A 21,873-nucleotide genomic window follows, 5' to 3' on the forward strand; every position below is an offset into this window, starting at 1 on the left:
ACAATTAACCAAACGTAGAACCATTCCAGCCCCACATATAACCTTTTGCGTCTGCAAATTCAATATAAACTCGACTTTTATCAACACCCAAAGCTTGATTAATCTGTTGACAAAAATCTTGGCTCATTGCTTTAGTTTGCTCTGGCTTCATCGTACCAATGCTTTTAATTTCGATATAGCAAGCTGGGTCAAGCGTACCAGCGAAAGTCATCGGAATTCCAGACTCCAAAGCTGTCATAACATAAGATTCTGGTTTACCCAAATGTTTTGCTAATGCTGAAGAAAGATTCTTAAGTAAAGCTTCAGCATCAGATTTCTCAACACTAGCCACAGAAGTTTGAACTTTGATCAAAGGCATAATTCCTCCAAAATATATCTATTTACTAAATTCTTCTCTTCGTGACCTTTGAGTTTTTTGTGATTTGTTTAAAAAACACTTTTCATGAAAATTAAAGTATCTCGAACAATGACAAGCAGGCAAGTCGCCTGCTGTACCTACACTCCTAGTTAGCCACCATAGTTCCAACCTGTAGTTTCTAATCTAAGAGATTCACCTTCGCGGTGAACGCCCGCAGCAATCACTTCACCAACATAGATAGTATGATCGCCTTTTTCTACCGCATCAACTACTTGACATTCAATGTAGCCTAGACTGTCAGAAATAATGGGACATCCAGTTTCGCCGATGTAAAATTCTACATCCTCAAATTTGTTACCCACACGGCGTTGTGGTTGAAAAAATTTTTGGGCGACTTCTTTTTGTGAATCATCTAAGAAGCTGATAGCAAATACCCCGCTATTTTTAATCATTGCGTGAGATTTAGAATCTTGTTTGACACAATTGACAACTAAAGGCGGCTTAAAGGAAGCTTGCATTAACCAGCTAGCAGTAAAGCCATTGACTTCTTCTCCATCTTTGACGCCACAGATGTATAAACCGTGAGGAATTTTCCGCAACATGGTTTTTTTGGCTTGTTCGTCTAACAAGGGTTTTTCTCCTATTGGATTGCTACATCGCTAAGTTTAACGAACCACAAAGACACAAGGGACTCAAAGAGAAGAATAATTAGAGATTTTATTAAGATGCTGTGGGTTGGTGTGGGCGGAATAGGTGAGAGTGTTCAGGATGGTATAAGCGAGAACGGGCGGCGGTTGCTGTGAGGGCGGGGCTAATAATATAAAGAGTGGTGCGAATTAGGTTCTCTGCTTGAGTAACTTTTGCCATTTCTGTTAACGTTGTCAAAATAATTTTCTCATCTGACCAACCAACGCGGAAGCAAATTGCGACTGGAGTGTGTGCTGGGTAGTGTTCGAGAAGTTGGCTTTGGGCTTTGTCTGCGTGACGCGCACTCAGATATAAGCAAAGACTTGCTTGATGTGCTGCAAGTGAGGATAATTCTTCGGTTGCGGGAACTTCTGTGCGTCCGCTAATCCGACCAAGGATAATAGTTTGTACAACTCCAGGAATTGTTAGCTCAACATTGAGTTTAGCCGCCGCCGCTTGAAAAGCACTAATTCCAGGAATCACCTCAAAGGGAATATCGGCTTCTGCTAAGGCTTGCATTTGTTCGTGGATCGCACTATAGAGACTCGGATCGCCCGATTGCAGTCGTACGACTGATTTATGCGATCGCACGCGTTCCACCATTACAGGCAAAATATCTTCTAAAGTCTTATTCGCTGTTCTAATTATTTCGGCATCCGAGCGACAATATTGTAAAATCTCGCGTGGAACAAGCGAATCGGCAAACAATACCACATCCGCCTGTGCGAGAATTTTTTGTGCTTTGACCGTTAAAAGATCTGGATCTCCAGGACCTGCACCTACAAGATAAACTTTCGGTAAGAGTGATGTTGAATTATTCATGCGTCAAAGGTAAGTATAGACCCTTAATCTTACTTTCTCATCCCTCACCTTTCACTTCTTCCTCTACCACATCAGGTAAAGCCCGTTTGTAGACATATAACCAAACTAAGCCTACTAATCCGACCGCGATTCCTGTTAAACTAACTACCTGAGCAACGCGTAGTGGCCCAAGCATTAAACTATCAGTGCGCAATCCTTCAATCCAAACGCGTCCCAAGCTATAAGCAACGAGATAAACAAGAAACAATGTGCCAGTCTTTAGGCGTTGTTTACCTCGTACATCTCTCACGAATAAAGTGATTAACAACGCAAATACCATCAAATTCCACAGCGATTCATACAAAAAGGTGGGATGGAAGTAAGCGAAATTGGCAAATTCTGGCGGACGCATTTCGGGAGGGATATACAGTCTCCAAGGTAGATTTGTTGGATTTCCAAAAGCTTCGGAGTTGAAAAAATTACCCCAACGACCAATTGCCTGCCCTAAAATGAGTGAGGGGGCGACTAAATCGGCTAACTGCCAAAACGAAACTCGCCGGATGCGTGCGAAAATCAGCGCAGCCAGCAAACCACCAATAATTGCTCCGTGAATGGCAATTCCTCCTTGCCAAATCGCAATAATCCGCTCAGGATTCTGCGCGTATTCTGACCACTCAAATAAGACATAGTATAAACGCGCAGCAGGTATTGCGCCAATAACTAACCAAATTGCTAAGTCACCGATTAAATCTGGATTGACTTTGCGTTGCTTCGCGAGATACTGCGAAAGCGTAATGCCAATTAATACAGCTGAAGCGATAAGTAAACCATACCAGCGGATTGTGATTGGTCCAATATTAATAAAAATAGGACCTGGAGAAGCAAACTGAGCCAGTAAGTGGGAAGCTAGTAACATTAGCAACACCCAGAAACGATCGTTACCAGATCATCATACGAGGGGCTAGGGGTAGAGAGCTAGGAAGTAGAAATTACGTTAACGTCGTATAAGCGCCTAAATCTCCCACTCGTGAAGACTTTACAGGGTGGAAAGACTTGGTTCGCGCGATTACAGGGGTAGATTGTCCCCTTAGACACCGCTTTTTAACTTAAAATTTCAAATTTGATGATGAGTAGTCAAAGCACAAAGCAAACGCTAGAGACAACAATACCAATTACTGCACCGCAACAACTTTTGGGTCTAAGTTTAGCCGAGTTGACTGACTGGGTAGTTTCTCAAGGACAACCAGCGTATCGCGGGCGACAGCTATATGAGTGGATTTACAAAAAAGGCGCGCGATCGCTTGACGTAATTTCTGTTTTCCCCAAAACATGGCGGGCGGCGATTGCTGATGTTTCCATTGGGCGATCGCAAATTTACTATCGTTCGGTTGCGCCGGATGAAACCGTTAAGTATCTGCTACAGCTGAGTGATGGAAAAATTATCGAAACTGTCGGTATTCCTACCAAAAAGCGTCTCACAGTTTGCGTTTCTACGCAAGTCGGTTGCCCGATGGCGTGCGATTTTTGCGCGACAGGAAAAGGCGGCTTTATGCGTAACCTAGGGGTACATGAAATTATCGACCAAGTTTTAACTGTTCAAGAAGACTGGCAACGCCGCGTTAGCCATATCGTGTTTATGGGAATGGGCGAACCGTTGCTCAATACCGCCAATGTTGTTGCAGCTATCAAATCATTAAATCAAGACGTTGGAATTGGACAGCGTGGAATCACAATTTCTACGGTCGGTATTCCTGGACATATCGCACGCTTAGCACAGCATCAACTCCAAGTGACTCTGGCTGTTAGCCTTCACGCTGCCAATCAAGCGTTACGCGAAAAACTAATTCCGAGTGCGCGTTATTACCCTTTAGAAAATTTAATCGACGAGTGTTATCAATACGTACAAATTACTGGTCGCCGAATTACTTTTGAATATATTCTCCTTGCTGGAGTAAATGATAGTACAAAACAAGCAGCCGAGTTAGCTCAGCTGCTGCGCGGGTTTCAAACTCACGTGAATTTAATCCCTTACAACCCCATTCGGGAAGCGGACTACCAGCGTCCCACTTTTCGCGGAATTCAAGCTTTTGTTGACGTCTTGCATCAACATCAAATTGCGGTTAGCGTGCGTTACTCGCGTGGTTTGGAGGCTGATGCTGCTTGTGGGCAATTGCGGGCAGCGCAGGCTTAAACGCTGCGCGTCAACACCTGGCGCGTAAGCTTCTACTACTTTCCCTGTTACAGCACACGTTACCATCAAGTAATCGCAGCAGGAGCATTGTGTCCGAATCAACCGACTTTGAGGTAGGTGATGGCGTTCTCCCTCACTGCCGCAGTTTGGACACCGAATTTTTTGTACAAGCATCTTAAACCTCTCGAAGCAAGCAGTTTTGAAAAGGAAAGAAAAATTAACTTGGAAATACAACGAACATACAGGACTAAACAAAAAGCAACAAATCTTAAATTTTTAGCTAAATTGCGATCTCTACACCTTAGGAAGATGTTTCTCCTTTATTTAGCTTGCCATTACATTATCAAAGTTGTCATATAACCTAGGGGATAGAAAGTAACAAACCATTTTGATTTTACTTTTGTTTTTGCTGATCCCCGTCTATATTTCTTCTACATTGTACTGTTTTAATCTAATTTAGCTAGATATTTAATTTTAAATTCAACTTTAATTACATGACTAGACGAAGACTGTTGTCTGCATAACAAAGCAACCTCTAATCTGCCTTATGGTGGAGCTTTCGCTATCCATATTTAACATTTACTTAAGATTTCAGTTCTGCCGAAAGATAGATTAACGAGTAACAAAAAGCTGACAATGCCGACGAGGAAAACATCGGCACTCATCAACACCGTAGAGTTGATTTCAGATGTTTTCTATCTTAAGAAGGATGAAAATAATTATAAATTTCTTGAGCTAGGTGCGAACCAATTCCTGGTGCGGCGGCTAATTGTTCCGGAGTAGCCTGACGAATATAGTCAATCGAACGGAAATGGGCAAGTAGCTGTTTTTGGCGGTGGTAACCCAAGCCAGGAATTTCATCTAAACGCGATCGCCGTAACTTATCACTACGCTGCTGGCGGTGGAACGTGACAGCAAAACGGTGAGCTTCATCGCGCAAGCGCCGTAGTAATTGTACTCCTGGTTGTTCAGCTTCAGTAAGTAGCGGCTGCGATTCGCCTGGTAAAAAGATTTCTTCGCGCTGCTTGGCAAGGCTAACGACGCGCAACTCATCCATTAAATTCATCTCTTGCAATACCGCCACAACGGATGATAACTGTCCTTTACCACCGTCAATCATCACAAGATCGGGCCAGTCAGGGTTTCCTACGCGCTGTAATTGCGGATCTTCAGCATACTTACGAAAGCGACGCTGAATCACTTCCGCAAGGCTGGCAAAATCATCAGAGTGACCAGAGGTAACTGTCGGATTCTTAATTTTATAGTGGCGATAGTATTGCTTTGCGGGTAAACCATCAATGAATACAACTTGAGATGCTACAGCGTTTGAACCTTGAATATGCGAAATGTCGTAACCTTCAATGCGGTGCGGTAAATCGGGTAAGTCAACAATTGCGGCGAGATCTTCCATTGCTTGCGTATTGCGATCGCTCAATTTCTGCGCGCGTTGTAATTCGTACTGCGCATTACGTTCTACCATCTCAATTAATTCAGCTTTGGTAGCACGTTGTGGTGCGACAATTGTCACTTTCCGCGCTTTGCGATCGCTCAAGACATCGGCAAGCATTTCCGCATCGGGTAATTCATGCTGCACTAAAATCTCTGTGGGAATTTCTACTGCATCAGCGGTTTGGTAATGCTCCTCTAAGACTCGTTGTAAAATCGCTCCAGGTTCTGCGTGCGCGTCTGCGACAAATCCCAAGCGTCCGACTAACTGTCCCGCCCGAATTTGAAACAACTGCACGCAAGCATGATTTTCATCGGCGGCAAGTGCGATCGCATCGCGCGATACCGTATCATCAGGTAACGACACCTTTTGTTCTGCACTCAAAGACTTTAACCCCGCAATCTGATCGCGAATTCGGGCTGCAGATTCAAAATTCAGTGCTTCTGCTGACTTGTGCATTTGTTCAGTAAGAATATCGATCAGTTCCTGCGTTCTGCCTTGAAATACCATCGCTACTTTTTGTACAGTTTTGCGGTATTCTTCCGGAGAAATCAGCTTCTGACAAACACCTGGACATCGTCCTAAATCGTAGTTGAGGCACGGGCGGTCTTTAAATAGCGGTTGCGGTCGTTGTTTCAGTGCAAAAATTCGCTTCGACAACCGTAAGATATTGCGTAGTAACCGCGAGTCGGTGTACGGTCCGTAAAATTTATCTTCTTTTTTACCTTGACGGCGGTTGCGCGTGATAAAGATTCTGGGATATTCTTCTGACCAAGTAATACAGACATAAGGGTATTTTTTATCATCTTTGAGCAGCACGTTGAAATACGGCTGATGCTGCTTGATTAAGTTCGCTTCGAGTGCTAGGGCTTCAGCTTCTGTATCTGTGACAATAAATTCAATTTCTGTTACTTGTCGCACCATCAGCGCGATGCGTTCGCTGAGTTTCTGTGATTCCCGAAAGTAGGAACGAACCCGCGATCGCAATTTGCGTGATTTACCGATGTACATAATGCGATCGCTCGCATCGCGCATCAAATAAACTCCAGGTTCAGCCGGAATTTCTTTTAAACGCTGTGCTAAACGTTCTGGCTCTTTAATGAGTGGTAGTGTTTTTGTCACTAATGTTTTGGATGGCAGTGCGTGCGATTTCATTTTGATACGAGAATTAAATATCCGTTGAATTACGCTTTTTGCTGGCTGGCTATTTGCAATATTAATGATTTACTACCACGTGCTAGCTTGCTGAATCCCAAAAAGTCTTGAGATGCAATTTGTAACTTTGAACGCTGGCTCATAAGCCTTAAAGTTTACCTTTTAAGTTTAATTATGAGGATCTACAGATTGCTCTATATCAATCCTAGAAGTAACTACAGCATTTTGTTACTCAATTTTTGTGGTGATACTACTGATTTCAATTTTTTTGATTGTTTGATATAATACTCAAAAACTTAGCGTTTAAAGTTGCTATCAAATTCAGGCTGCCAAAGATGAAATTATAACGAGTAGGAGCTAGTAAGACTGACATTTATAGTGTCAAAGCTTAGATTAGTATCTAGATGCAGATATAACATTTTATACTTATACGCTTTCCTAAAATACTAAAGCACAGCCATGAATTTGGAAGAATTTGAGACTCAATATCGAAATACACTTGAGCGCAGCCTCAATCAACTGCAAACAACGGTTTTGTTGCTAGCACAATTAGAAGCAAATATTGCTTCTGTAAGTAGAGATCTCCAAACTCTCAGCCAAACCGTAGAAGATTTTATCAGCGAGCAGAAAGCACAGTAATCAAAACTTACCTATTTTAAGTAGTCAAGGTAGCTAATTCTTCCTTAATTGCTTGTTTTAACTCTGTTAAATTTACTGGCTTAACAAAATACCGCGTAGCGCCTAGGCTTAACGCCCGCTGTTGATCGGCGCTAAAAGCAAACGCAGAAACTACAAATATTGGAATATCTTGCCAGTCGGCTCGGTTTTGCAGCTTTTCTAATAAAGTATAGCCATCAATATCTGGTAACTTTAAGTCTAATAAAATAAGTTGGGGCTGAAACTCAGTCATCTTTTGAAAAAAACAGGTGCCATCAGCCAAGCTGAGAATCTCGTAACCGCAAAAACTTAGGTAATCATCAAGCATCTGGCGGTTCAAATCATTGTCTTCTACGATAAGAATTTTGCTACGGACAGTAGCAGACGGAATAACAGCACTGGAATCAATCGTAGAGCTTTGCGGATCGCCGTTCACAACTTCTTCAGATATAGTAGTCACCAACTGTAACATTTATGATGAAGTTTCTCCTCATGCATAGGATTATCATATTTTTCGGAAATTAATTAGCCATAGAAAAATATTTATATTAATTTTATCTTTATTTAACAGTTATGTGCCTATTATCTAGCAAAATTGCCTTCTTTTGTAGCAAACTGACCTAAATGTATAAAACTACAGCATGGATGGTGGTGACAGAAGTCATACTAGCTGAAAAAAGTTTTTTGAATAAATGGCATATTAGTGGACAAAGAATTGCATAACTTTGACTTGCGTGCGAATAAAGCAAGACTTTGTCAGTTTTCTGTGCAACTTTGCTAAAAAAGAGAAAATCAGCTTAAATAAATGAAAATAAATCAATAACTTTAAAATCGAGAAATTTCTGGTTATTTTGGTATCCTAAAAGCGTTTTTAGCGAATATCTGCTTAAAAAAAACGAGTAGTGTCAATTATTGATAAACTTTAAATTGGCGATCGCCAATCTAGGGTATTCTGGGCTTAAGATTTAAAAACTCATTAAGATTCTGATAAAAAATAATTATAAATCGCTTGGAGTACAAGGCGATGGCTGCTGATTATCCAGATATAGATATTGCGCCGTTGATTGACCATGCGCTGCTCAACCCTACAGCAACAGCAGAGCAAGTACAACTGTGTTGCGAACAAGCAGATCGCTTTCAATTTGCAACCGTTTGCGTTTATCCTTGTCATGTTCGTCAAGCTGCTGAACTCTTGCACGGCAAAAATCCGCAAGTTTGTACAGTAGTCGGATTTCCGACAGGTGCGACGACTTCTGCGGTTAAGCTTTATGAAGCACAAGAAGCAGTAGACAATGGTGCAACTGAGTTAGATGTTGTAATTAACCTCGGTTGGCTCAAAGCGGGTAAAACCGAGCCACTACACCGAGAAGTTGCTGAAATTTGCGAAGCCACAGGAAAAACCGTCAAAGCGATTTTGGAAACTACCCTACTGACAGATGCGGAAAAACGTCTTGCTGCAGAAATATGTATGGACGCTGGGGTCGCCTTTTTGAAAACAAGTACTGGTTGGAATGGAGGGGCGACGGTCGCGGATGTAAAACTTTTAAAAGAAGTTGCCAAAGACCGTGTAGGAATTAAAGCGTCTGGAGGAATTCGCACAATTGAACAAGCTTTTGACTTAATTATGGCAGGTGCGACACGCTTAGGCACCTCGCGTGGTCCAGAATTGATTCGCCAACGCGATAACCTGGATAAAGAGGCAGTAGATTTATAGGGTAAACGTTTAAAGGTTAAGTGACTTTAGTGATTGCCGATGACTTCTAATGCCTTGCTATCTTCTCTAGCCCTCAGCACCTAATTTATGAGCCGAACTTACAAAGCCACTGGAATAAATTTGAAAAGTATGGCGTTAGGCGAGTCAGACCGCTTGCTGACGATTCTAACGCGCGAGTTCGGCTTGGTTCGAGCTGTAGCACCAGGTTCGCGGAAACACAATTCCAGCTTAAGCGGTAGAAGTGGCTTGTTTGTCGTCAACGATCTGTTAATTGCGAAAGGGCGATCGCTTGATAAAATTACGCAAGCCCAAACCAAAGAATCTTATCCAGGTTTAAGTCAAGATTTAGGTAAGTTAGCGGCTAGTCAATACTTAGCAGAAATGGCGCTGTATCAAGCGTTAAGCGAACAACCGCAAGAAGAATTATTTAGTTTACTTAGCGAACACCTCGGTAGATTAGAACGCTTACCAAAAAATCAGCCGCGTTGGATTATCGCTTACCTCAGTCATGCCGTTTTTCACCTTTTGGCGATCGCCGGAATTGCACCTCAAGTACAACGTTGCTGTTTAAGTGGAATTCTTCTACAACCAGATTTGAGTAACTCACACTGGCAAGTAGGATTTAGTGCAGCCGCTGGTGGGATTGTTAGCTTGGATGCCCTAGAACGCCTGCAAGCACAAGGGCGTAGCTTTAGAGCAGGTGGTGGTATTTATAATCATCAAACACCTCCTCAAGTCAAGCGCGTAGCCGAACCTGCACAAAGCTACCAGGCGATCGCACATCGGCAAGAAATACCTGCGCTGATTAGCCGGATTGATGCTACGGAACTAGAAATATTACAAAAGTTATCTCAAGCTGAGTTAGACCAACTGACACCACTGGCAGGGGACAATATTGTTACTGAGGGTAGCTGGATATTTATTGAGCAAATTCTCCGACAATATGCTCAGTATCACTTTGGTCGTCCAATTCGCTCTGCTGCCTTAATCGATAGCTATTTTGCTTTGCCGACTTCTATATCATGATGATGCAACCGCCTAATTTAGATACAAAAAGCTTTTTATCATCTCCTCGCTTGCATAGCACTTACCAACGCAAGGGAACGTCATTTTATCATCACTATCCAGAGACGTCTTACGTTTATCAAGTTTCGCACGAAAATACGACGAACAGCGATGTTATCAGCACTAAAGTGACGCAGGGAGCACCGAATGGTTCCTTGCTCAAACACAGTGACGACGAAGAAGTGACAGCGACGACAACGACAACACCAGCCGATAGCGAAGCTACCGAAGTTGGGTTTTTGCCGGTATTAAAGAATCACAATTTCCTAGCCCTGTGGAGCGGTCAAGTTTTCTCGCAGTTAGCAGATAAAGTTTATTTGGTCTTAATGATTGCGATTATTTCTACCCGTTTTCAGACAAGCAACCAAAGTATCAGCGGTTGGGTATCAGCAATCATGATGGCGTTTACAATTCCTGCGGTACTATTTGGTTCAGTTGCTGGTGTATTTGTAGACCGATGGTCCACAAAAGCTGTGCTGATAGTAACAAACTTGGTACGTGGCGGCTTAGTGTTATCAATTCCAGTGTTGTTATGGATGACTCAAGACTGGGATGCCATTGGTAGTTTGCCAACAGGTTTTGCAATTTTACTCGTGCTGTCCTTCCTTGTTTCGACTTTGACACAGTTTTTTGCCCCAGCAGAGCAAGCGACAATTCCTTTGATTGTGGAAAGACGTCATTTGTTGTCAGCAAATTCTCTATATACAACAACGATGATGGCGTTAGTCGTTGTCGGGTTTGCCGTTGGCGAACCGCTGCTGGCAATTGCTGATACGTTGACAATGCGATTTGGTGGTTCTGAGATTGGGAAAGAACTCGTTGTCGGTGGAAGTTATGCGATCGCGGGTTGTTTATTAATGCTATTAAAAACAGGTGAAAAAAATTGCGAGCCTGAGAGAACTCCGCACATTTGGCAAGATTTACGCGATGGATTCGAGTATTTAGGGAAAAATCACCGCATTCGTACAGCTTTGATTCAACTTGTCATTTTATTTTCAATTTTCGCGGCGCTGGCGGTTTTAGCAGTGCGGATGGCAGAGGTAATTCCGCAAATAAAATCTTCGCAGTTTGGCTTTTTACTTGCGGCTGGCGGTGTAGGAATTGCAGCAGGTGCGACGCTATTGGGTCAGTACGGACAGCGTATTTCTGCAATTCAACTGAGTCTTTATGGGTCTGTAGGAATTGCAGGGTGTTTAGTCGGTTTAGCGATATTTACCGAACAGCTTTTAGCTGTACTATTATTAATTACACTTTTAGGCGGTTTTGCGTCTTTAGTCGCAATTCCAATGCAAACAGCAATTCAAAAAGAAACTTCTCCAGAAATGCGCGGGAAAATTTTTGGATTGCAAAACAACGTCATCAACATTGCCTTGACACTACCGCTCGCGTTAGCCGGAGTTGCCGAGACATTTATCGGCTTACAGGCAGTTTTTTTGAGTTTAGCGGCGGCAGCGATCGCAGGAGGTCTCTTAACCTGGTATATTTGCCGTACAGAGACATAAACTCTCAATTGATAAAGAAATACGGCAAGGAAACGAGCAGAAGGAAACTGTTTCAACTCCGCGCCGCTCACTTATCCCTCACTTCACTGAGAAAATCGCACCTCAACCTGAATGCATATTGCCTGGCTCGGAAAAAAATCACCCTTTTGTGGCAATGTCACGTATAGTCGAGAAGTCACTAATGCCCTATTAGAGCGGGGACATCAAGTCAGCTTTCTTCACTTTGCACAAGAGCAAGAAGAGCCTGATAACTGGCCCGATTGTCCAGAGGTTTCCCTGCCATTTTTGTACAAATCCCAAGTTTACACTATTCCAACGCTGAAAGCTGCTAAGGTTTTAAGTCAATCTTTGCGGCAACTTAAACCCGATATAGTCCACGCGTCGCTCACACTCTCCCCACTAGACTTTCTCCTACCAGACATCTGTGGAGAACTCAACTTGCCTCTCGTTGCTACTTTTCATACTCCGTTTGCGGGCAAGGGAGCCAAGCTTAAATCAGGAACACAACTGTTGGCATATCAACTCTACGCACCTTTTTTAGTAAACTACGACCGCGTGATCGTTTTTTCGCAGGTGCAACGCGATTTATTAGCACGCTTGGGACTTTTGCCCGAAAATGTTGCTGTCATCCCCAATGGGGTAGATATTCAAAAATACTCTCCTGGTTCGTCAAAAATTAAAGCGAAGCTCAACGCACAGCGCTTGTTTATTTACCAAGGTCGCTTGGCACCAGAGAAAAATGTGGAACCGCTACTCCGCGCCTGGAAGCATTCTGAAATGCATCCAGATAGCAAGTTACTAATTGTTGGTGATGGTCCATTAACACCGTCATTAGAACCGTTTTATGGTTCTGAACATGGCATTTACTGGTTAGGATTTATTGCTGAGGAAGAACGACGCATCGAAATCCTACGGGGTTGTGATGTTTTTATTTTGCCGTCTTTAGTCGAAGGACTATCAATATCTTTATTAGAAGCAATGGCTTGTGGTGTAGCTTGTTTAGCAACCGATGTTGGCGCCGATGGCGAAGTTTTAGAGGGAGGCGCTGGTGTCATTCTCACACCACGCCGCGTAGAATCGCAGTTAAGAACCTTACTGCCACTCTTCCAGGATCATCCTGAGTTAACCACTTTATTAGGACAAAAAGCCCGCAAGCGCGTTGTGGAACGCTATACGCTTAGCCAAAATATCACCCAAGTCGAGAAACTCTATACTCAAGTTTTAGAGCAGCGGCGGTTCCATTTCAGTCGTGGGGCGTAGCAAGGTGCAAAGGCGCTTGAGAGAGTTATGAGAGGGTGGTGAGTCAAGTTCTTTATGGGCGTACCATAACTTTGATCGCTTCCCGACTATCCATTGCGGCATAGCCATTAGGTACACCATCGAGATCGACCGTTAAATCGAGAACCGCAGAAGCATCGAGTTTGCCTGCTACCGTATCAGCTAGCAATTCTGGAATATAAGCACGGGCAGGTGCAACACCACCTCGTAGTGCGATGTTTTGCATAAATAAACGACCCAAATTGAAATTGTGGTTGCTGCCGTGCGGTACGCCGACGTAGCCAATCGCGCCACCAGGACGGGCAATGCCGATCGCCGTTGCCATTGCTGACTCACTGCCAACACACTCTAGGACTGACTCCGCGCCGCCAGAGGTCATTTCTTGCACCGCCGCGATCGCTTCCTCTCCTCGACTACGCACAACATCCGTTGCACCAAACCGTCGCGCGATCGCCAACCGCGATTCGTGCCGCCCCAAAATGATGATACGTTCAGCACCAAGTCGTTTAGCGGCAAGCACGCCACACAACCCCACAGCCCCATCGCCAACCACTGCAACCGTGCTACCTGGGCGAACACCTGCTGAAACAGCAGCATGATGTCCAGTGGACATCACATCGGTGAGTGGCAGAATAGCTGTGAGCAGAGCATCATCATTCTCAACGTCCTTGGGAATGACGACTAACGTGCCATCGGCAAAAGGCGCGCGGATAGCTTCTGCTTGTCCGCCATCATTTGTAGTTCCCCAAAAACCACCTTGTCGGCAAGAAGTTTGAATTCCTTTACCGCAGAACTCGCAGGTGCCATCAGAAAACGCAAAAGGAGCAAGAACGCGATCGCCCTTCTTCAAAGTACGAACATCATCGCCAACCTCTTCAACAATTCCCATCCATTCGTGTCCTGTTCGCCAACCAGGTTGCCACTCTTCTTCACCCCGATAAAACCAGAGGTCAGAGCCGCAGATACAAGCGTGAGTAATCCGGACAATAGCATCGGTGGGCTGTTGAATAACGGGGTCGGGAACAGTCTCCACACGTACATCGCCAGGGGCATAGTAAACGGTTGCTTTCATCAAACGATCTCCTGATTATTTGCGAGTTTAGAGCTGAGAGCTTAGTACTCGAAAGCAAAACTAGAACTTTCTCAGGGATATTCCAGATGCTCGTAATTATTTTTCGCCGCTGAGCGACCAGTTATTGGCTTTGATTTTGTCAGTCAGCGAGGCTACTGTCCAATCAAGTCTGAGTCTTCTCTTGCACAAAAGTCCAGAATTGTGATAAGAAGTCGAACTTACTTTTTCATTGCTTTAGCTTCATTCTAAGAATCCTCAAGAGCAAGCAATAGAACGATTGTCTAAGATGGTTGTACAATCCTGCAAACTTGGAAATAAACGCTGTTAAAACAATAGAAAAGTCCGATATAGATTTAATGAATTACCAGCAGGCAAAGCGCGAGGCAGATAGGGCGCAAGCCAATAGAGACGAACTGAAAGAGCGAATTGCACAGGCTATCCGTCATGATGGGACGATTGAGCCGCTCACAGGTTTGTACCTCAAACGCTCTTCTTTGGCTGCGGAATGCGTTCATAGTATTTCTGTTCCTGCCTTTTGTGTAATTGCTCAGGGTAGCAAAGAAGTTCTTCTGGGTAGCGATCGCTATCAGTACGACCCGATGCATTATCTACTAGCAACAGTCGAACTGCCGATTGTTAGCCAAATTCTGGAAGCGTCACAAGAGAAACCGCACCTGAGCCTGCGCCTCGATCTCGATCCCACCCTTGTTAGTTCAGTCATGGTTGAGGCAGGGTGTCCCTCATCGCGCAGCCGTGCTGAAGTGAAAGCGATCGGTGTAAGTTTGTTAGATGCCAATTTATTAGATGCTGTGGTGCGGCTCGTCAGGCTTCTCGATTCCCCTGCTGAAGCTCATATTCTCGCACCTTTGATTAAGCGAGAAATCGTTTACCGACTCCTGATAGGCGAGCAAGGAAGTCGGCTGCGGCATGTTGCAGTTCTAGCAGGCTATACGCACCACATCGCCAAAGCCATCGCTCGACTTCGGAAAGACTTCAATCGACCCCTTCGGATTGAAAACGTGGCACGAGAACTGGGAATGAGTGTCTCGAGCTTCCATCATCACTTCAAGTCTGTCACCGCAATGAGTCCTTTGCAGTTTCAGAAGCAACTGCGGCTTCAAGAAGCTCGTCGTCTAATGCTGGGAGAAAACCTTGACGCAACGAGTGCTGCTCGCCGAGTGGGGTACGACGATGCTTCGCATTTCAACAGGGAGTACAAGCGGCTATTTGGTACACCACCGATGCGCGATGTGGAGCAGCTGAGATCGGCTGCTAGGGAAGCTGCTAGGGTAACTGAAGTTTTGACTTCGTGAATTCGCCTTTTACAATTGATCAATTCTATTACCATAGCTTGTACCATAGCTTGTTTTTCTGACCTCTGACCCTCGCTGTAGAGACAATAAAAAAAATCGACTGTCTGATTATCTACTCTCAAATTTATCCCCTGGTAACAGCCATCCTAATCGAGTTGGTTGCTGATAAACTCGCTTTAGCGTGTTTACATCTCTAGCAGAAATTGAGGGTGGATTGCGTACTTGGGAAAAGTACAATGCATCGTTTGGATTTGGGCTATGTCCCCATATTCCTAGTGCATGACCAAATTCATGACGCGCTGCGGCTTGAAGATACTTTCCCGTTTGATTAGGACTCAGCAAAATCGAGCAACGATGAGATAAAATCCGCTCAGAATTTACATACAACTCGTAGGTCGTTTCAGCCGATCGCGCGCGCGGGAATTTCTCGTTAGGGGCGATTCGCAACGGAGGAGACGAGCGCAGAATTTTTATATCTGCAATATCAGGTTGTTCTACCACTTGCAAAGGCAAATAAACACCCCATTCTTGAATCGCTTGCCAAACTTCGTTTGCCCAACTTCTTAGTCGGTTGGCGTTGTGGGTTTCGAGGCGCGGTTGTTGAATGTAAACTTTGATGGGCAATTGCGACCATATTAAGTAGCCAACTTCAGTTGGTTTTATCTCAGAGAAGTAATCACCGCTATTACTTTGGTCTTGCCACTGCACCAGGTTCGCAGGTAAAGGATGTCCCTGAAGTTCTGGCAATTTAGAAGCTTGTGCTACTTCAGTAGTCAGCTTGGCACTGGCGCTCAAGGTATGCTGATTGATAGCAAGTAATAGAGTAGCGATCGCTACCAGAACAAATATAAAAAATTTCTGCCGCCAAGCAGATTTGATTCGCGTCAGCAAAATGAAAGATAAACTTACTTAGCTATAGCACCTTGGTTAACGAGGCAACCAGTTAGCACTGAGAACAACAGTTAAACCTAGAAAAAGTACTGTGAGTGTCCAAGTAACTCGGTTCAACGTCGTTTCAGCACTTTTTGTACTGCTAAATAGTTGCGCCTGCCCGCCAATTGCCCCAATACCATCTCCTTTGGGACTATGTAGTAGTACCAATACGGTTAAACCTATCGCGGACACAACCCACAGAATTTCTACAACGTTAGTAATCGTCATGCTGACACTCTACCAAAAATGAACATTACAAGGCTTTATAGCGCTGATTGTACGGGAGTACGTTGATTGTGTAAGGTACTGTACTCGGCTGGCACGAGCAGCGACTGCCCAGTCATCTCAGGGGGTTGCGGAATCTGAAGAATTTCCAGAATTGTCGGAGCAATATCGCACAGACGACCGCCACTACGTAACCCTACGTTGCCACCATACCCTTGTATTTTAGCTCCTTCGCCTTCGATTAAGATCAAAGGCACAGGATTAGTTGTATGCGCTGTCCAAGGATTACCTTGCGGGTCACGCATATATTCAGCATTACCATGGTCAGCAGTTACAATCGCAGTTCCACCAGCTTTACTGACACTTTCTAACAAGCGTCCTAAGCAACGGTCAACGGTTTCTATAGCTTGAATGGTTGCTTCGATTTGACCTGTGTGCCCTACCATGTCGGGATTGGCGTAATTAATGACGACCAAAGAGTAGGTACCTTTTTCAATCGCTGCACTTGCAACGTCAGTCACAGCTTCTGCAGACATGCTCGGAGCGCGATCGTAGGTTGCTACCATCGGACTCATCACGAGTTCGCGGTCTTCTCCTTCAAACGGCTCTTCTAAACCGCCATTAAAGAAGTAAGTGACGTGGGCGTATTTTTCTGTTTCCGCGGTGCGGAACTGCTTCAGCCCGTGTTCCGAAATGACTTGCCCTAGAATGTTGTTTAAGTTTTGTGGCGCAAATGCTACCGCCACGGGTAACTCAGGGTCGTACTGTGTAAAAGTGACAAAAGATAATGGGCGAATTTGCTCGCGCTCAAAGCCATCGAATTCTGAAGCTACAAAGGCTTGAGTTAGCTGTCTGGCACGGTCTGGGCGAAAATTGAAAAAAATCACGCCATCACCCGACTCTATAGCTCCTGGTGCGACACGCTGGGGTACAACAAATTCGTCGGTGATTCCCGCATCGTAGGAAGCTTGTAAAATCTCAACTGCAGTGCGACTATCACCTTCGCCATCTTGAGTCATGACATCATAAGCGAGTTTCACGCGGTCCCAACGGCGATCGCGGTCCATTGCGTAATACCGTCCGCTAATCGTGACGATTTTCCCTACACCTAACTTCTCGGTGTAGTCTTGAATGAGCTTAATGACGCCTATGCCTTCGGTTGGCATTGTATCGCGACCGTCTGTAATTGCATGAATGCACGCTTGGGAAATTCCCTGTGCTTTGGCGACGTCAAGCAATCCTAACAAATGATTGACGTGCGAATGAACGCCACCTTCGGAACAAAGCCCGATGAGATGTAGCTTACCATTTCGTTCGCGAACATCCTGACACACTTGCAACAATGCGGGATTTTGGTGGATTGAACCATCTTCTACCGCATCAGAAATGCGCACGAGTTCTTGTGGTACAACGCGTCCCGCGCCTATGTTGAGGTGCCCGACTTCAGAGTTTCCCATTTGACCTTCGGGTAAGCCTACTGCTTTACCTGATGTTTGGATCAGTGTTCTGGGATATACCTGCCAAAGGCTACTCATTACTGGGACTTTCGCAGCAGCGATCGCATTACCGTCTGCTTCTTCTCGATAGCCCCACCCGTCTAAAATGACTAGCACCACGGGAGCAACAGGTGCTTGGGTCATAACTTTGTTGCCCTTCACTTTTTATGTAATTCACCGCAATGATACCATTGCTACTCGCTGCTGCAAGTAGATTTTTGCTTATTCTTGCAATTATCAGATATTTTTTGCTACTTTGGCTACTTTTTTCTGTAGGGATCGCAGTTTATGTCAGGAACCTAAGATTTTTGCGGTTAAACTCAAAAACGTTGTGTTTTTCTTTGATCCCCAATGGTACTTCTTTATGATTTGCGTTTGGCGGTTGCTTTAGTAGCTTTTTTAGTGGCTTTCTGTGCAGCGATCGCCGCTAATCGAGCTTGTTCTTTCTCTGCGGCTATTTTCTCCAAATAGTAGTGATAATCTCCGTTGTATAGGTGAAATTCTCCATCGCGAATTTCGACAATTTTAGTTGCTACTTGAGAGATGAAATAGCGATCGTGGGAGACGATAATGACTGTACCATCATAATGTTGAATCGCTTCTTCGAGCATTTCCTTTGCAGGAATATCTAAATGATTCGTTGGTTCGTCCAATATGAGTAAATTAGCCGGACGTAACAACATTTTTGCTAATGCTAACCGCGCTTTTTCGCCACCACTCAAGGCGACAACTTGCTTAAATACTGTATCTTTGCTAAATAAAAATCGCCCCAACAGCGTCCGCACTTCCTCGTTTTTCCAATCAGGGACTTCATCGTGAATTGTTTCCATTACCGTTTTGTGAAGTTCTAGCGCTTCTGCTTGATTTTGCTCGAAGTAACCTGGAATAACGTTATGATTTCCTAGCTTAACGATGCCTTCTGAGGGCGACTCTAGTCCCATAATTAAGCGCAGTAAGGTAGATTTACCTGCACCGTTAGGACCTAAAAAGGCAATGCGATCGCCGCGTTCGATTAACAGATCCGCGCCTAAAAAGAGAATTTTGTCTGCGTAAGTATGTACCAAGTCCTTGATTAATACAACTTCTCTACCACTGCGGGGTGCTGGAGGAAAGCGAAAGTGGAGGCTGCGTAATTCAGCGACTGGTGCTTCGATCCGCTCAATTTTTTCCAGTTGTTTTTCGCGGCTTTTTGCTTGAGTACTGCGTGTCGCACTCGCGCGGAAGCGATCGACAAACGCTTGCTGCTTTTCTAGTTCTTTTTGTTGGCGTTCGTAGGCGCTCAGTTGTGCAACTTGTGCTTCAGCTTTTTGCTGTAAATAGGCAGAATAGTTACCTAAATAAGTTGTGGAGACGCCACGTTCTGTTTCGACAATTTGCGTACATAGTCGGTCGAGAAACTCGCGATCGTGCGAGACAATTACCATTGGCGTGGTTAAGCTTTTTAAGTAATTTTCTAGCCACTCGATAGTTTCTAAGTCAAGATGGTTTGTTGGTTCGTCGAGTAGCAGCAAATCTGGCTTTTGTAGTAGGATTTTGCCTAAACTCATGCGCATTTGCCAACCGCCACTAAACGAGCTGACTAAGCGATCGCCGTCGGCTGGCTCAAAGCCCATTTCTGGTAAAATTTTCTCGATTTGTGCTTCTAGTCCGTAACCATCTAAGGCTTCAAATGTACGCTGCAGGCGATCGAGCTTGCGAATCAAGCGTTCTAATTCTTCTGGCGTCGCAGTTTCCATATCGCGCTGGACTTGTGCGAGCGATTGCTGCACTTCATTTGCTTGCTTAAAGACTGTCCAAAATTCTTCGCGGACAGTGCGCCCAGGATCGACTTCAAATTCTTGTGTGAGATAAGCGACGTGCAAACTTGCTGGACGAATCACTTCTCCTGCGGTTGGTTCAATTTCACCTGCAATGATTTTGAGTTGAGTCGATTTTCCTGCACCGTTAACCCCTACTAAACCGATGCGATCGCCACTTTTGACTTCCCAATTAACATCTTTAAGAACTTCACCGGTAGGGTATATTTTACTGATATGTTCTAGTCGCAGCATTCAAAGTCTCCACGCACAGCTCACGCGATCGCTAGTCGTCGCCTCCAATCGTAACAAAAATTAACCCCACAATTTGGCATTGCCAAACTGCTTGGTTTATTTCATAGATGAGATTATTGTTGAATGCGATTTTTGTTGGTCACAGTAGTTTGCAGCGGAATATCAACAATTTTGCAGGTACCATAGCAGAGGTCAGGGCTAAAAGCTAACCGAGACAAGGTTTCTCAGCTATTAAACTATCCTAACTTTCCCTTCGACGGCTATAGAAAATGATTTTTTTACGCGAATTAAACGATTTAGGCAGTACAGCAGATTTACCGGTAATACGACCATTTAGGCTGTAGGGTTGTCTTTTGTGAAGTACAACGAACAATACACTGCATTAAACACTGCGGCTCATACCCATGCCAAGTCGGACTGCCTTCAAGCCGTCATGGCAGGCAGCGTGCTTTTACATAATCTTAACTACGAGCCTGTACCAGAAGCCGCTAATTCTGCTAAGCGTTCTTGCTGATCTTGCGAGATACAAGCTTGAATGATTGGTTCTAAATCGCCCTCTAGAACTGGAGCTAACGAGAAGTTTTGTCCTAAGCGGTGGTCGGTGACGCGATTATCTTTGTAGTTGTAGGTACGAATTTTTTCCGAACGCGATCCAGTCCCGACTTGCGATCGCCGCATCGAAGTGACAGCCTCTTGTTGTTCGCGCAGCTTCATCTCGTACAGCTTGGCTCGCAAAATTTGCAGTGCGCGTTCTTTGTTTTGCAACTGGCTGCGTTCTTCGGTACAGAAAATTCGAATTCCCGTAGGTTTATGGAATAGATCGACCGCCGTTTCCACCTTGTTAACGTTTTGTCCGCCCGCACCACCGGAGCGCGCTGTGGTCATTTCAATATCTTTCGGGTCAATTTCAATTTCTACATCATCAACTTCCGGCATCACGGCTACGGTAGCTGTTGATGTATGGACTCTGCCACCTGCTTCAGTAACTGGAACGCGCTGGACGCGGTGTACTCCTGCTTCAAACTTCAGCTTGCTGTAAACTTGATCGCCTTGAATTTCAAGTATGGCTTCTTTAAAGCCGCCCATTTCTGCCAGCGATTCGCTAATCAGTTTGACTTTCCAGTTTTGACTTTCCGCATAGCGCGAGTACATTCGAACCAGATCGCCCGCCCAAATACTTGCCTCATCACCGCCAGTACCCGCGCGAATTTCGAGCATTGTGTTCTTTTCGTCGTTGGGGTCGCGTGGTAGCAGCAAGATTTTCAAGCGAATTTCTAGTTCTTCTAGTCGTTCTTCGAGTTCGGCGACTTCCATCGCAGCCATTTCTTGGAGTTCTGCATCACCGTTTGCCTCTTTCATGACTTCCCTAGCACCTGCCAACTCGTCTTGAGTCGTTTTCCAGGTTTCATAGGTTGTCACAACTTCTTCCAAGGAAGAACGTGCCTTCGCGACTTTTTGATATTCCGTAGGGTCTTTCGCAATATCAGGGTCAGCAAGGCGGCGGGTGAGTTCGTTAAAAGTTTGCTCGACAGATTTGAGTTTATTTAGCAGATAAGTTTCAGGCATAAAGTGCGATCGCTCAAGCAAGATAGTAGAAGGTCACAAAAATCGTATCCGGTTCGACTATCTAGCCTGGCTACTTTTTCTTGTCGTTGCCTGTAGGTTGGTTAGCTTCCATCATGCCGTACTTCCGCAAGAAGCGTTCTACTCGACCTTCGGTGTCGATGATCTTTTGCGTACCTGTATAAAAAGGATGGTTGCCTGACCACACATCAACGTGTAGTTCAGGTTTAGTTGAACCAACGGTCGCAACAAGTTCACCATCACAGTATACTTTTGCCTCAGGATACCATTGTGGATGAATATCAGGTTTTGCCATTGTCTTTTTCTTTGTAATTGCCTATATCTATTGTAGCTCTTAGCCTTCA

General features: G+C 44.6%; 20 protein-coding genes. 7 read left to right on the forward strand and 13 right to left on the reverse strand.

All coding sequences use genetic code 11. The annotated features are described in order from the left end of the window. Positions 1–4 precede the first annotated feature (4 nt). The 4 genes from B1A85_RS02750 to lgt all read right to left on the reverse strand — a co-directional run bounded on the left by B1A85_RS02750 (position 5) and on the right by lgt (position 2,762). Complete coding sequence (locus B1A85_RS02750; RefSeq protein ID WP_104545380.1) at positions 5–358, reverse strand: phenylpyruvate tautomerase MIF-related protein; 354 nt, start codon at positions 356–358, stop codon at positions 5–7. 149 nt (positions 359–507) lie between these two features. Then, on the reverse strand, positions 508–987 hold the full coding sequence (locus B1A85_RS02755) for a flavin reductase family protein (RefSeq protein ID WP_104545381.1): 480 nt from the start codon (positions 985–987) through the stop codon (positions 508–510). Positions 988–1,078: 91 nt separating this feature from the next. Beyond that, the gene (gene cobM, locus B1A85_RS02760; RefSeq protein WP_104545382.1) at positions 1,079–1,867 is read right to left on the reverse strand and encodes a precorrin-4 C(11)-methyltransferase; all 789 of its coding nucleotides are present in this window, start codon (positions 1,865–1,867) and stop codon (positions 1,079–1,081) included. Positions 1,868–1,904: 37 nt separating this feature from the next. Then, positions 1,905–2,762, reverse strand: a complete 858-nt coding sequence (gene lgt, locus B1A85_RS02765) for a prolipoprotein diacylglyceryl transferase (RefSeq protein ID WP_104545383.1) — start codon at positions 2,760–2,762, stop codon at positions 1,905–1,907. Positions 2,763–2,972: 210 nt separating this feature from the next. Between lgt and rlmN the strand changes: the two genes are divergently transcribed. Then, positions 2,973–4,037, forward strand: a complete 1,065-nt coding sequence (gene rlmN, locus B1A85_RS02770) for a 23S rRNA (adenine(2503)-C(2))-methyltransferase RlmN (RefSeq protein WP_104545384.1) — start codon at positions 2,973–2,975, stop codon at positions 4,035–4,037. Between the two features lie 700 nt (positions 4,038–4,737). On the opposite strand, the gene uvrC is transcribed toward rlmN, so the two are convergent. Further along, positions 4,738–6,639, reverse strand: a complete 1,902-nt coding sequence (gene uvrC / locus B1A85_RS02780) for an excinuclease ABC subunit UvrC (RefSeq protein ID WP_104545385.1) — start codon at positions 6,637–6,639, stop codon at positions 4,738–4,740. A gap of 459 nt (positions 6,640–7,098) precedes the next feature. Here uvrC and B1A85_RS02785 point away from each other — a divergent pair, with 459 nt between their 5' ends. Then, complete coding sequence (locus tag B1A85_RS02785) at positions 7,099–7,278, forward strand: hypothetical protein (protein ID WP_104545386.1); 180 nt, start codon at positions 7,099–7,101, stop codon at positions 7,276–7,278. 16 nt (positions 7,279–7,294) lie between these two features. Here the strand turns inward: B1A85_RS02785 and B1A85_RS02790 are convergent, their stop codons facing one another. Then, entirely contained in the window at positions 7,295–7,768 is a 474-nt protein-coding gene (locus B1A85_RS02790; RefSeq protein ID WP_210404144.1) for a response regulator, read from the reverse strand. Positions 7,769–8,320: 552 nt separating this feature from the next. On the opposite strand from B1A85_RS02790, the gene deoC reads away from it, so the two are divergent. From deoC to B1A85_RS02810, 4 genes are all read left to right on the forward strand, one after another. Then, a complete protein-coding gene (gene deoC / locus B1A85_RS02795; protein WP_104545387.1) occupies positions 8,321–9,010 on the forward strand; it encodes a deoxyribose-phosphate aldolase in 690 nt (229 codons plus the stop codon). A gap of 87 nt (positions 9,011–9,097) precedes the next feature. Then, positions 9,098–10,036: a DNA repair protein RecO gene (gene recO, locus B1A85_RS02800; RefSeq protein WP_104545388.1), complete on the forward strand. Its 939-nt coding sequence runs from the start codon at positions 9,098–9,100 to the stop codon at positions 10,034–10,036. Then, positions 10,036–11,577 (forward strand): MFS transporter, encoded by a 1,542-nt coding sequence (locus tag B1A85_RS02805; RefSeq protein WP_104545389.1) that lies wholly within the window; start codon positions 10,036–10,038, stop codon positions 11,575–11,577. The genes recO and B1A85_RS02805 overlap by 1 nt, the downstream gene beginning before the upstream one ends. Before the next feature lie 111 nt (positions 11,578–11,688). Further along, positions 11,689–12,837 carry a glycosyltransferase family 4 protein gene (locus B1A85_RS02810; RefSeq protein WP_104545390.1) on the forward strand — a complete coding sequence of 383 codons (1,149 nt, stop codon included), beginning with the start codon at positions 11,689–11,691 and terminating at the stop codon, positions 12,835–12,837. 52 nt (positions 12,838–12,889) lie between these two features. Here B1A85_RS02810 and B1A85_RS02815 read toward each other — a convergent pair whose 3' ends face one another. Further along, complete coding sequence (locus B1A85_RS02815; protein ID WP_104545391.1) at positions 12,890–13,927, reverse strand: zinc-dependent alcohol dehydrogenase family protein; 1,038 nt, start codon at positions 13,925–13,927, stop codon at positions 12,890–12,892. A 356-nt stretch (positions 13,928–14,283) separates the two neighbouring features. Here B1A85_RS02815 and B1A85_RS02820 point away from each other — a divergent pair, with 356 nt between their 5' ends. Next, on the forward strand, positions 14,284–15,240 hold the full coding sequence (locus tag B1A85_RS02820; protein ID WP_168192334.1) for an AraC family transcriptional regulator: 957 nt from the start codon (positions 14,284–14,286) through the stop codon (positions 15,238–15,240). A 108-nt stretch (positions 15,241–15,348) separates the two neighbouring features. On the opposite strand, the gene B1A85_RS02825 is transcribed toward B1A85_RS02820, so the two are convergent. The 6 genes from B1A85_RS02825 to rpmE form a co-directional block, all read right to left on the reverse strand. Beyond that, positions 15,349–16,131 carry a hypothetical protein gene (locus B1A85_RS02825; protein ID WP_210404146.1) on the reverse strand — a complete coding sequence of 261 codons (783 nt, stop codon included), beginning with the start codon at positions 16,129–16,131 and terminating at the stop codon, positions 15,349–15,351. A 36-nt stretch (positions 16,132–16,167) separates the two neighbouring features. Beyond that, complete coding sequence (gene secG / locus B1A85_RS02830; RefSeq protein WP_104545392.1) at positions 16,168–16,401, reverse strand: preprotein translocase subunit SecG; 234 nt, start codon at positions 16,399–16,401, stop codon at positions 16,168–16,170. Positions 16,402–16,436: 35 nt separating this feature from the next. Then, on the reverse strand, positions 16,437–18,038 hold the full coding sequence (gpmI, locus tag B1A85_RS02835; RefSeq protein WP_104545393.1) for a 2,3-bisphosphoglycerate-independent phosphoglycerate mutase: 1,602 nt from the start codon (positions 18,036–18,038) through the stop codon (positions 16,437–16,439). Between the two features lie 218 nt (positions 18,039–18,256). Continuing rightward, a complete protein-coding gene (locus tag B1A85_RS02840; RefSeq protein WP_104545394.1) occupies positions 18,257–19,945 on the reverse strand; it encodes an ABC-F family ATP-binding cassette domain-containing protein in 1,689 nt (562 codons plus the stop codon). A 465-nt stretch (positions 19,946–20,410) separates the two neighbouring features. Next, the gene (gene prfA / locus B1A85_RS02845; RefSeq protein ID WP_104545395.1) at positions 20,411–21,511 is read right to left on the reverse strand and encodes a peptide chain release factor 1; all 1,101 of its coding nucleotides are present in this window, start codon (positions 21,509–21,511) and stop codon (positions 20,411–20,413) included. 70 nt (positions 21,512–21,581) lie between these two features. Then, entirely contained in the window at positions 21,582–21,824 is a 243-nt protein-coding gene (gene rpmE, locus B1A85_RS02850; protein WP_104545396.1) for a 50S ribosomal protein L31, read from the reverse strand. Between the last annotated feature and the right edge of the window lie 49 nt (positions 21,825–21,873).

The organism is Chroococcidiopsis sp. TS-821 (assembly GCF_002939305.1).
Classification (GTDB): domain Bacteria; phylum Cyanobacteriota; class Cyanobacteriia; order Cyanobacteriales; family Chroococcidiopsidaceae; genus Chroogloeocystis.

What these genes read in the sequence shown, in the direction of transcription:
- lgt (WP_104545383.1), bottom strand. Translation starts at nt 2,762, where the DNA reads ATGTTACTAGCTTCCCACTTACTGGCTCAGTTTGCTTCTCCAGGTCCT.
- secG (WP_104545392.1), bottom strand. Translation starts at nt 16,401, where the DNA reads ATGACGATTACTAACGTTGTAGAAATTCTGTGGGTTGTGTCCGCGATA.
- rlmN (WP_104545384.1), top strand. Translation starts at nt 2,973, where the DNA reads ATGAGTAGTCAAAGCACAAAGCAAACGCTAGAGACAACAATACCAATT.
- cobM (WP_104545382.1), bottom strand. Translation starts at nt 1,867, where the DNA reads ATGAATAATTCAACATCACTCTTACCGAAAGTTTATCTTGTAGGTGCA.
- gpmI (WP_104545393.1), bottom strand. Translation starts at nt 18,038, where the DNA reads ATGACCCAAGCACCTGTTGCTCCCGTGGTGCTAGTCATTTTAGACGGG.
- B1A85_RS02790 (WP_210404144.1), bottom strand. Translation starts at nt 7,768, where the DNA reads ATGTTACAGTTGGTGACTACTATATCTGAAGAAGTTGTGAACGGCGAT.
- deoC (WP_104545387.1), top strand. Translation starts at nt 8,321, where the DNA reads ATGGCTGCTGATTATCCAGATATAGATATTGCGCCGTTGATTGACCAT.
- B1A85_RS02820 (WP_168192334.1), top strand. Translation starts at nt 14,284, where the DNA reads ATGAATTACCAGCAGGCAAAGCGCGAGGCAGATAGGGCGCAAGCCAAT.
- B1A85_RS02840 (WP_104545394.1), bottom strand. Translation starts at nt 19,945, where the DNA reads ATGCTGCGACTAGAACATATCAGTAAAATATACCCTACCGGTGAAGTT.
- rpmE (WP_104545396.1), bottom strand. Translation starts at nt 21,824, where the DNA reads ATGGCAAAACCTGATATTCATCCACAATGGTATCCTGAGGCAAAAGTA.
- B1A85_RS02805 (WP_104545389.1), top strand. Translation starts at nt 10,036, where the DNA reads ATGATGCAACCGCCTAATTTAGATACAAAAAGCTTTTTATCATCTCCT.
- prfA (WP_104545395.1), bottom strand. Translation starts at nt 21,511, where the DNA reads ATGCCTGAAACTTATCTGCTAAATAAACTCAAATCTGTCGAGCAAACT.
- recO (WP_104545388.1), top strand. Translation starts at nt 9,098, where the DNA reads ATGAGCCGAACTTACAAAGCCACTGGAATAAATTTGAAAAGTATGGCG.
- B1A85_RS02815 (WP_104545391.1), bottom strand. Translation starts at nt 13,927, where the DNA reads ATGAAAGCAACCGTTTACTATGCCCCTGGCGATGTACGTGTGGAGACT.
- B1A85_RS02810 (WP_104545390.1), top strand. Translation starts at nt 11,689, where the DNA reads ATGCATATTGCCTGGCTCGGAAAAAAATCACCCTTTTGTGGCAATGTC.
- B1A85_RS02785 (WP_104545386.1), top strand. Translation starts at nt 7,099, where the DNA reads ATGAATTTGGAAGAATTTGAGACTCAATATCGAAATACACTTGAGCGC.
- B1A85_RS02750 (WP_104545380.1), bottom strand. Translation starts at nt 358, where the DNA reads ATGCCTTTGATCAAAGTTCAAACTTCTGTGGCTAGTGTTGAGAAATCT.
- uvrC (WP_104545385.1), bottom strand. Translation starts at nt 6,639, where the DNA reads ATGAAATCGCACGCACTGCCATCCAAAACATTAGTGACAAAAACACTA.